The sequence below is a fragment of the Pectobacterium polonicum genome, assembly GCF_005497185.1.
GTDB classification, from domain to species: domain Bacteria; phylum Pseudomonadota; class Gammaproteobacteria; order Enterobacterales; family Enterobacteriaceae; genus Pectobacterium; species Pectobacterium polonicum.
In genome coordinates, this window is record NZ_RJTN01000014.1 from 94,607 (window position 1) to 105,530 (window position 10,924).

4 protein-coding genes are annotated in these 10,924 nt (G+C 58.5%); 3 read left to right on the forward strand and 1 reads right to left on the reverse strand.

Annotation, left to right across the window (positions count from 1 at the left end):
* The first annotated feature begins 3 nt into the window (after window positions 1-3).
* From dhbA to EDI29_RS14775, 3 genes are read left to right on the forward strand one after another with little or no spacing between them, the layout of a single operon-like run.
* Entirely contained in the window at window positions 4-774 is a 771-nt protein-coding gene (gene dhbA, locus EDI29_RS14765; RefSeq protein WP_137741493.1) for a 2,3-dihydro-2,3-dihydroxybenzoate dehydrogenase, read from the forward strand.
* A 22-nt stretch (window positions 775-796) separates the two neighbouring features.
* Window positions 797-7,132, forward strand: a complete 6,336-nt coding sequence (locus EDI29_RS14770) for a non-ribosomal peptide synthetase (protein ID WP_137741494.1) — start codon at window positions 797-799, stop codon at window positions 7,130-7,132.
* Window positions 7,129-9,243, forward strand: coding sequence for an amino acid adenylation domain-containing protein (locus EDI29_RS14775; RefSeq protein ID WP_137741495.1), 2,115 nt, complete (start codon window positions 7,129-7,131; stop codon window positions 9,241-9,243). The genes EDI29_RS14770 and EDI29_RS14775 overlap by 4 nt, the downstream gene beginning before the upstream one ends.
* A gap of 79 nt (window positions 9,244-9,322) precedes the next feature.
* Here EDI29_RS14775 and EDI29_RS14780 read toward each other — a convergent pair whose 3' ends face one another.
* Window positions 9,323-10,831, reverse strand: coding sequence for a TolC family protein (locus EDI29_RS14780; protein ID WP_137741496.1), 1,509 nt, complete (start codon window positions 10,829-10,831; stop codon window positions 9,323-9,325).
* Window positions 10,832-10,924: the final 93 nt, after the last annotated feature.

A 10,924-nucleotide genomic window follows, 5' to 3' on the forward strand; every position in this document is an offset into this window, starting at 1 on the left:
AACATGATGAACAAGGCAAAACCTCTTCAGTTTGATTTCAGTGGGAAAACCGTTTGGGTAACCGGTGCGGCGAGCGGCATTGGCGAAAGCATTGCCCGCCAGTTTGTCGCGCTGGGCGCGAACGTGATCGGATTCGATCGCGCATTCCGACATGATGATCATCCGTTTAGCTGCGTGACGCTGGATATCAGCGAACCGGACAGCGTGGCGGCGGTGTGTCGCCAGCAGTTGGCAGAAACGGGACTTGACGTTCTGGTCAACGCCGCCGGGATTCTGCGTCTGGGTGATATCGATGCGCTGAGCGTGGACGACTGGCACCAGTGCATTAACGTCAATGCCTCCGGCGCGTTTTATCTGCTGAACGCACTGGTGCCGCATTTCAAGCAGCAGCGCCGCGGTGCGATTGTTTGCGTCGGCTCCAATGCCGCACATGTCCCTCGTATGCAGATGGCGGCGTACTGTGCCTCGAAAGCGGCGCTCACCAGCCTGTCTCACTGTGCGGGTCTGGAGTTAGCGCCTTACGGCGTGCGCTGCAATCTGGTATCGCCTGGTTCGACGGATACGCCGATGCAGCGCGGTATGTGGCACAGCGCGGATGCCGAGCAGCGCACTATCGCGGGCTTTCCTGACCAGTACAAGCTGGGGATTCCGCTGGGTAAGATTGCTCAGCCGGAAGAGATCGCCAATACCGTGGTTTTTCTGGCTTCCGATCTGGCCAGCCACATCACCATGCAGGACGTGGTGGTGGACGGCGGGGCAACGCTGACGGCCTGATTTGCGAAGAGAGTGACAAGTCATGAAAGATATCGTAACGCTGTTAAAGCAGTTGGAACGGCAGGGTGTTCGTCTGGCGTTAAATGTACAAGGGCAGTTGGTTTCTCAGTCCAATAAAGACGCGATCACGGCAGAGATTGGGCGCACGATTAAGGAAAATAAGGACGCCATTGTGCGCTGCCTGACGGCGCAGCAGGCGTTTGAACGCCCCATCACGCCGCAGAATGCGACGTCCGGCCCGCTGTCATCATCGCAAAGCGGGCTGTGGTTTATCGAGCAGTACGAAGAGCAATCACACCTCTACAATATGCCGGTCTATTTTCGGCTAACCGGCACGCTGGATGTGGCTGCGCTGGAGTTTGCCTTTGACGCGCTGGCGCAGCGCCATGCCAGCTTGCGCACCCGTTTTGTGGTCAATGAACAAGGCAAGGGTGAACAGCGTATCGATGCCTATCAACCGTTTGTGATACAGCATGATGACTTCTCACTGTTGCCGGAAGCCGAGCGGGAAGGGCGTTTGCAGCAGCAGGTGAAAGCGGAAATCAGCCGTCCGTTCGATCTCACGGCGGGCGATCTCACCCGCGTGCGGCTGGTGAAGATGAGCGAACGGGTGCATGTTCTGATGATCACCCAGCACCATATTATTTCCGATGGCTGGTCGGTGAAGAATATGTTTGCGGACTTCAAACCGGCCTTTTTGGCCTGTCAGAACCGCCAACCTTATCCCGTCGAAGCGACCCAACTTAACTATATCGACTACGCACACTGGTTTAATTCCGACTCGTTTCTGGATTACCACAATGAATTCAAACCGTTCTGGGTTGAGCGTCTGACGGGGATTCCCGAAGTGCACAGCCTGCCGCTGGATAAACCACGTCCGGCGCACCAGAACAGCGGCGGTGAGGTGATCTTCTCCGCGATCGGCAACGATCTGTGGGATAAATTCAAACGCCTGTGCCAGCGCTATAACACGTCTAATTTCATTGGCCTGCATGCGGTGTTCTCCCTGATGCTGGCGCGCATCAGCGGCGAGAAAGATATCGTGATTGGTTCACCGCTGGCCTACCGCGAGCGGCCGGATATCGAAGATGTCGTCGGCTTCTTCGTTAACACCATCGTGCTGCGCACCCAGTTGCAGGACAGCCAGAGTTTCGTCGATTACCTGCAATACTGCCGCGAGCAGGATCTGTCGGCTTTCGATCATCAACTTTACCGTTTTGAAGCATTAAGCGAGGCGATCGGCTCCGATCGCACCACCGCGATCAACCCGATCTTCCAGGTGATGCTGGTTTATCAGGCCAAAGTCGATTTCAACGATCTGATCCCCGGTTGTGATGCGGCGGAAGAAACCTCGCCCGTGCTGCCTGCCAAGACCGATATTTCGGTCAAGGTGACGGAGCTGATGGGCGAGGTGCGGCTGGACTGGCTGTTTGCCACCGCGCTGTTTGAGCGCCAGACGATTCAGTATTACGCCGACCGCTTTATCCGGCTGATTGAAGCCGTCGTTGAGGCCCCCGAAACCGACGTCTGGCACCTGCCGCTGATGGAAGCGGAGCAGTTTGCTGCCGTGCTGGCGGAAACACAGCAGTTACCGCGTAGCTATCCGCAGCCACAGCTGACGGTAACCGACGTGATTGAAGCCATCGCACAGCGCGATCCCCAGCAGCTGGCGATAGCCTTTGACGGCGAACAGCGTACGGATACGCTGACGTACGCTGAACTGAACAGGCAGGCGAATCAGCTGGCACATTGGCTGCACCGTCAGGGGCTGGGCGAACAGTCGCTGGTTGGCGTGCTGGCGAAACGCGATCGCTATTTTGTCATTGCGCTGCTGGCCGTCTGGAAAGCGGGTGCTGCCTATGTGCCGCTAGATCCCGATTATCCGCCGGAGCGGCTACGCCACATCATTACCGATGCCAATCTTTCCGTCATTCTCGGTGGTGATGGGCAGCAGCTGGCGCAGTGGTCAGCCGAACAGTGTATCGATCTGACCGATCCTACGGTTGTCGCGCAGTGGCACGATCTGCCGGGCGATGAAGCGCCAGCCATTCCGCGCCATGCACAGCAGCTGGCGCAGGTGATCTACACCTCGGGATCGACCGGTTTGCCGAAGGGCGTGATGATCGAACACGGTTCGCTGATCAATCTGCTGGACGATCATCGCGATCGCATCGCGTTCACGCCGCAAAGCACCATGTTTAACTGCATGTCGCTCTCGTTTGACGCCGGTAACATGACGACGCTGCTGCCGCTGAGCAGTGGTGGCACGCTGGCGTTTGGCGAACCCAACGATCGGGCGATTGTACAGGCCGAACAGGCGGGCGCGACGCATCTGATCTTGCCAACGGCGCTGATGTCGATTCTCGATCCACAGCAGGTTAATGGCATTCAGGCGATTGGCATGGGCGGAGAAGCCTGCCCGAACGCGGTGGTGGAAAACTGGGCCGATAAGGTCGCGCTGTACAACATGTACGGGCCGACGGAGTGTACCGTCACGGCGTTGAGTACCCGTCTGCGCAAAGGCCAGCCTGTCACTATCGGTAAACCGCTTACTCATATTCAGGCGCTGATTCTGGATGCGGCTGGGCAACTGTGTCCGGCGGGCGTACCGGGAGAGCTTTGTCTTGCGGGGCTTGGGCTGGCGCGTGGCTACCTCAACCAGCCACAAATGACTGCCAGCCGCTTTGAACACATCACGCTGAATGACGTGAATAATGCTGAACACGGCACGGCGACGCTGCGCATTTATCGCACGGGCGACAAGGCCAGACTGCTGAACAACGGCGACTATGAATACTGTGGCCGTATTGATGAGCAGATCAAGCTGCGCGGCTACCGCATTGAACCGGGTGAGATCGAGGCACAGCTGGCGACAGTATGCCCGTCGCTGAAGCAGGTTAAAGTTATTGTGGCGCAGGTGGGGAACCGTCCGGCGCTGGTCGCCTATGGCACGGTGAAAGCCGGTAGCAGCACGCCGGAACCCGCGGCCGTGCTGATTGATGTCGCAAAGCATCTGCCCGAATACATGGTGCCGTTCCGACTGATTCTGCTAGAAGACATGCCGCTGACGCCAAACGGCAAACTGGATACGAAACAGCTGCCGCCGGTGCTGGAAGCCAGCGAGGGCGACGGTGAAGCCGATAATCCGCTGGAAGCCGATGTGCTGGCGATTTGGCGCAGCGTGATGAATACGCCGCTGGGCGTTGAGGATGATTTCTTCCGCTTAGGCGGTGATTCCATTCTCAGTATCCAACTGACCACCCGCCTGCGTAGCGCGGGCTATGTCTGCACGGTGAAGGACGTTTTCGAAGCGAAGAGCGTGCGGCGTTTGTGCCGCGTGCTGGCGCAGAATAACCGTGACACAGGTATTGTCGCGGAGCAGGGCACGCTGGAAGGCGAATTCGCGCTGCTGCCGATTCAGCGCTGGTTTATGGAACAGCCTCTGGCACGTCCAGAACACTGGAATCAGGCGGCGATGATCCAACTGCCGGACGTGGATACCGAACGACTTACCACGCTGTTGCAGGCGTTGATGGCGCAGCATGACGCGCTGCGTCTGGCCTGTGATGCCGACGGGCAACGTTATCTGACGGAGGTGCCTTGCCCTGTGGTGTCGACGCTGGATTATCGCCAGCTTGGCGATGACGGCCTGCAACAGGCGTTTACCGCGTTGCAGAGTGAATTCGATCCCGCGCAGGGAAGAACGATGGAGTGTGCGCTGGTGCGGCACCATCCGCAGGCGGACACGGCTGTATTCCTTGCTTTCCACCATCTGGTGATTGACGCCGTGTCCTGGCGCATTCTGGTTGACGATCTGGAGCGGCTGTACCTCGGTGAAGCGCTGGCGCCGAAAACGTCGAGCTATCGCCAGTGGGGTATGGCGCTGCATAAGTACGCTACACAGCATGCGGAACAGCTGACGTACTGGCTGGCGCAGGAGGACGGCGTGGATCATGCAGCGCTGCTGGCGGCGAAAGATCCGCAGGACCAGGCCAGCGCTGCGATTCTGACGCTGGATGCCAAAACCACGGGCCAGCTGGTAAGCGAGGCGAATCGTGCCTTTAACACCGAAGTCAGTGATTTGCTGCTGGCGGCGCTGACCCGCACGTTAAACGATCTTGGCTGGGGCGACAAAGCACGCATCATGCTGGAAGGGCACGGCCGCGAAGCGATTGAGCCGACGCTGGATGTCAGCCGCACGGTGGGGTGGTTTACCAGCACCTATACGGTGTGCCTGCAAGATAAACCTGACTGGGCTTCCCTGATTCAGTCCAGTAAGGAACAGCTGCGTCAGGTGCCGGATAAAGGCGTTGGGTTTAACCCGCTGCGCTACCACCATCCGCAGGGCAGTGCGTTAACGCTGTCGCCGATTGTGTTCAACTATCTCGGGCTGTCGGTTCAGGCGGCTGGCACATGGCGTCCGGTGGACGTCGCGCCGGGCTGCTGTGTGTCTCCAGAGAACAAACCGGCGGAGGTTATCAGTCTCCACGGCGGTATTGCAGGCGGGCAGTTAACGCTGCGTCAGGTCGGCTGCCTCAATCAGCGCGACAGCGAACGCCTGATGGCACGACTGACGGAGAATCTGCGGGCGCTGACGGCAGCCTGTCTGGCACAGTTGTACCACGGCACGGCCTTTACCCCCAGCGATTTCCCGGCGGTTGCGCTGAGCCAGACGCAACTTGATAGCCTGTCACAGCGTTATGACATCGACACCTTGTTGCCGCTGTCATCGCTCCAGCAGTCGATGTTGTATCACCGTCTGCGCTGTCCACAGGATGATGCTTACCATCTGCAAACGCCGATTCGCTATGCGCAGGCGCTGGATGTGGAAGGTTATCGTCAGGCCTGGCAGCGTCAGATTCAGCGTTTCCCAGCGCTGCGTGCCGCACTGGAAAGCGAATGTGCCAGCGTGCAGGTGATTGTGAAGCAGGCAGACCTGCCTTTCTACTATCAGGATGTGGCGCTGGACGCCGATCCACTGGCGGCCATCGAGCGCTATCGCCAGCAGGATTTACGTTCAGGGTTTGACTTGTCGCAGCCGCCTCTGTTGCGCATTGCCTGTTTCCGTTTGGGTGAGCAGGACTACCGGGTGCTCCTGAGCTGTCACCATAGCGTGATTGATGGCTGGAGCGGGCCACAGCTACTGGGCGCGGTACACCGCGACTATCTTCTGCTGATGCGCGGTGAAACATTTATGCACGGCGAAACATCCGCGATTCAGTCGGATCGTGCTTATGTGGATCATGCGCTGCATGCCGTGGCGCAGCAGCCTGCCGTCGATGCCTTCTGGCAGCAGCGTCAGCCGCTGCTGGCGCAGACGAACGATGTGGCGATGCTGTTTGCAGCGACGGGGAAACGCGCCGATCTCAGCCAGCATCTGACGCAGGTTGAACCGCAGGTCACCGGTGTGAGCCTGAACGAGCAGGATCAGGCCGCACTCATTGCCTTTGCCCGTGAGGTGGGTGTCACCCACAGTATTATTGCGCAATATGCCTGGCATCGGCTGCTGGCGCGCTCGACCGGCGATGCGGTCAGTATTGTCGGCAACGTGCTGTCGGGCAGGGAAAGTCCGGTGGAAGATGTAGCGAGCAGCGTGGGTCTGTACATCAACAGCCTGCCGCTGGCGCTGAGCTGGCAGCAGCCGGTGTCGCTGCAACAGCATCTGGTGCAGTTGCAGAATGAGCTGATGGCGATGAACCAGCATGCTACGCAGTCGCTGATTGCGCTGACGGCTGGACGCCCGCGTCTGTTCAACAGCCTGTTTATTTATGAAAACTATCCTGGCGCGAAAGCGGAGCAGGGCCAACGCGCTGACGATCCGCATCGGTTATCTCCCGAATTTTCAGCCTCCTATGAAAAAGTCGAGATGCCGCTGAATCTGGTAGTACGTGAGCAGGCGGGCTGCATGCTGTTGCGCTTCGAGTTTGATGCCGATGTGCTGGACAGTGCGCAGGCGCGTCGGGTGCTGATGCGCTGGCATGATGAGGTGGTGGCGCTGGTGAATAGTGCGCCGCAGCAGCCAGCCGAGATCGTTGGACATCATAAGGTGACCGATGCGGCGATGAGGCAGGCTGTCACGCCGGATAGCCGTGCAGGCTCGCCTGATACGCCGTCAGCCCAGTCGCTGCTGCGCGTGTGGGCGCAGACGCTGCATCTCAGTGAATCCGGCCTCTGGTCGCAGACGCTGTGTGAAAGCGGTGTCGATTCACTCCAGCGCATCGCGCTGGCACAGGCATTAAGCCGTGCGTTAGCGCAGCCAGTGAGTGTGGCGTTATTACAACGCTATCCATCGGCGCAGGCGCTGAGCGGATATCTGGCACAGTCGAAAGTTACCGCCAATGAGGAAACGCTGTCATGACAGGGAACGATGAGATAAGCGGGAACCCGCTGGCGGATATCCAACAGCCCACGGCCTTCGGGCAGCGGGTGGGAGCCGCGCACGGTGAGCAGCGCCACAGCAGTGAGCTTCCCCGGCAGTATTCCGCATCGCTGGTAGGGGCGGCGTGGAGCTGGCTGCTGTACAAATACAGCGGTGAAGAACAGGTGTGCGCGGCGCTGGTGACGAGCGATCGGCCAAACAACGTAAGGCCGCTGATCGCGCACTTCCAACTGCGTGATCGTCCAGTCAGTGAGTGGATCGCCGAGGTGGGAACGTCGTGCGATCCGCAGCCTGAGCCAGAGACTCTGGTTTCAGAAACCCTGCATGCGCTGTTTAGCAGCCTGTTGATCGTGGGGGAAATTGCATCGTTACCCGCGTTGGTACAGAAAGTGGTGCAAAACGTGGCGTTGATCGTGCAGGTTCAGAACGATCGATTAATTCTGACGGCACCTGACGGACAGCTCGACAACCGGCAGCTACAGCGTATTGCCTGCGACCTAACGCAATTGCTCGATGGCCTGCTGGCACAGCGCTGGGAACGGCTGGCGCAGATTCGCCTCAGCCCACAGGTCGCGCCGCTACCGCACAAGACACCGACGCACGCGCTGCACGATGAACTGCTGGCGCGCCTTGCTCAGGAAGCGCGTCGGGATTGCGTGGCGATTCGTTTTCAGGAACGCGGGATTCGCTATCGGGAACTGCTGCAACGCGTGGCGTTGATTCAACAGGCGCTGGCTGCGCAGGGTGTCACTGCCGGTCAGCGCGTGGGGCTGCACCTTAGCCGCCAGCCTGACACCGTAGCGGCGCTGCTGGCCTGCCTGTTTTCTCAGGTGACGTTTGTGCCGCTGGAGCCGGATTTCCCAGGGGAGCGGCTACAGGCGATTCAGCAGGAAGCGGCGCTGGCAGCGGTTTTGCAGGACGGCAATACCCACGGCACGCTGGCGTTTGGCTGCCCGATACTGAATCTCTGCGATTTACCGTATGCGACCAGTGATTCCACGGCGAACGTACAGCTGGCGCGGGCCGGTGGACCGGAAACGGCGGCTTACATGATGTTTACCTCCGGTTCGACGGGGAAACCAAAAGGCGTTGTGATTGGTCAGCGGGCGCTGCAAACCTTTATTCATGCCAGCGTAGAGCGGCTGGCGTTAACGGATAAAGCCAACTGGCTGCTGATTACCACGCTGGCGTTTGATATCTCCATGCTGGAAGTGTTTGCGCCGCTGTGGGTCGGTGGCGTGCAGCACCTGACCACGCACGAGGAATACAAAGATCCGCAGGCGGTCGCGGCGTATTTGCAGGCTCGGCCGGAAATCAACGTATTGCAGGCTACGCCCGCGTTTTGGCGCATGATGTTCAAAGCGGGCTGGCAGGGTAAACCCGATCTGGTCGCGCTGTGCGGCGGTGAAGCGCTGGATCTGCGACTGGCGCAGCGTCTGGTTAGCGGTTGCAGGACGCTGTGGAATTGCTATGGGCCAACCGAAGCGACAATCTGGTCGCAGATGGCGGAGATCGACGGGGCCGCGTTGGAGAACCAGCACACGGTCGCGCTGGGCAATACGCTGGCGGGCTATCAGCATCTGGTGATCGATGACGATCGCCATCCGTTAGAAGAAGGGATGGTCGGCGAACTGTGCATTCTCGGTGAAGCGCTGAGTAGCGGATACTGGCATCGTGACGATCTGACGCAGGATCGTTTTATTCAGCAGGTGGAATCCGGGCAGCGAATGTATCGCACCGGCGATAAAGTCCGGCTGCTGGCGGACGATCGTTATCAGTATCTTGGTCGCTTCGACGATCAGGTAAAATTACGGGGATTTCGCATCGAATTAGGAGAAATCGAGGCGCAATTGAAACGGATCGAACAGGTGCAGGATGCAGCCGTCAAACTTCAGGGTGAAGGAGATGACGCGGTGCTGGTCGGCTACGTTGAATATAAACCCGGCTCGGAGATGACCAAACTGGCGCTGCGCAAACAGCTGCATCAGTTCTTACCGGCTTACATGGTGCCTGGGCGCATTGTGGTGCTCGACAAGCTTCCCAAAACCGGCAGCGGCAAGGTCGATCGCAAACGCCTGACCGAAGTCTGAAAGTCACAAAGGGCAGCGTTGCTGCCCTTTGTGACTGCGTAAAGCGTGGCGGTGGCAATGCGTGATTGCCACGCGGCTATCAGAACGATTGTAATGTACTGATTTTACCCTGCTGCCAGTTGGTATCAGATTGGCGCAGCGACTTGCTGATATCTACCAGACTATCGGATGGTAATGATTTCGGTAGTAAATCCAGTCCGATCGTTGAGAATATCTGGCCATAGGTATTGCGTAGTTCTGCATAGGCCAAGTCCTGACGCAGGCTGGCGTTAAGGGCATTTAGCTCACCTTGAATCAGCTGCAATTCGCCGATGCTGTTGGCCTTATAGCGGTTTCGCAACTGTTCGACGATTTGGGTGTCTAGATCGCGCAATTCTGCACTGGTTTTATACTGTCTCTGTGCCTCATTGAAGTTAGCTCTGGCGATGTATAACTGCGCCATAATCGCCAGCGACATCGCCTGGCGCTGCATTTCCGACACGGATTCGTTCGCCTGCGCCGCTTTACGTGCGGCCGGGCCGGACAACAGGTTAAACAGATTCCAGGTGGCTTTTACTCCGACGTCAGCCCAGCTATTGTTGACCAAGAAGGAGTTGCTGTCATAGTGGCCACCTGCGCTGATTTCTACGCCGGGCAGCATGCGCAGCAGCGCTTTGCGGGTTTCGGCGGCATGAATTCGCACCTGATAATCCTGCTCGCGCAGTTCCGGGCGACTGACCAGTGCCGTCTCTTCCAGCACCTTCACATCGACATTCAACTGCGGTACGGCTTCATCACTGCTCTGTGGCAACGCGAGCTTGTAGGCCGTATCCAGCGGCAGGTTCATCAACGTTGCCAGCTCCGTCTTAGCCAGAGACAGCGCGCGGCGTTGCTCTTCCAGTTGGCGCGTGGCGTCAATCAGCGCGCGCCGATAGCTTAGTGCTTCAATTGGATCGCCAATCTGCTGTGATGACATATGCTCGCTCGCGTCGCGTGCGGCGTTAACGCGGGCGATAAGGCTGTCAATCTGTCCCAAGAGACGCTCGGCAGCAACGGCGCGCCAGTAGGCGGAACGCACGTCTTGCAGGATGGTGTGCACGACCTTGCGTTTACGCTCTTCGGCTATCCAGCGCTGATCCGATTTTTGCTGGGCGGTCACGTAGCTGACGCCAAAGTCGAGCACGTTCCACACCATAGTCAGATCGGCTACATCGCGGTCACGATCCTGTGAGGTCGAAGGTTCCAGAGAGGTACGCCCTGTTTCCACGCTGCGGCTACTGGAGGCACTCATATTATTGCGCCCCACATAGCCCGCAGATGCCGCCAGTTTCGGCAACATATCGTAGCGTGCCAGATCCACCTGCTGCTGGCTCAGCGCATATTCCATCACCTTTAAGCGTGATTCGAGGTTGTATTTCAGCGCGCGCGCCATGGCATCATACAGCGTGATCGGTGCCGTAACCGGCTCCTGCTGGCTGAACATAGCGACTCGGTCCTGCTGGCTGCGTTGCCCGCTTTCGACCTTGCTGATCGGCTGGGTGGTTACGGCACAGCCGCTGGCGGCTAGCACGATGGCACTAAGGCTAAATAGTTTCCGACCCTTTAACACGATTCCGCTCCTCGTCATTATCATCATTACCAATGTTATTCTTGTGATGGTTATGGTTGTTATTGCGATCGCCTAGCGTATCGCTGGTTGCTG

Bases quoted from the DNA above. Each gene is read 5' to 3' on its own strand.
- dhbA (WP_137741493.1), top strand. From the start codon at position 4: ATGATGAACAAGGCAAAACCTCTTCAGTTTGATTTCAGTGGGAAAACC.
- EDI29_RS14770 (WP_137741494.1), top strand. From the start codon at position 797: ATGAAAGATATCGTAACGCTGTTAAAGCAGTTGGAACGGCAGGGTGTT.
- EDI29_RS14775 (WP_137741495.1), top strand. From the start codon at position 7,129: ATGACAGGGAACGATGAGATAAGCGGGAACCCGCTGGCGGATATCCAA.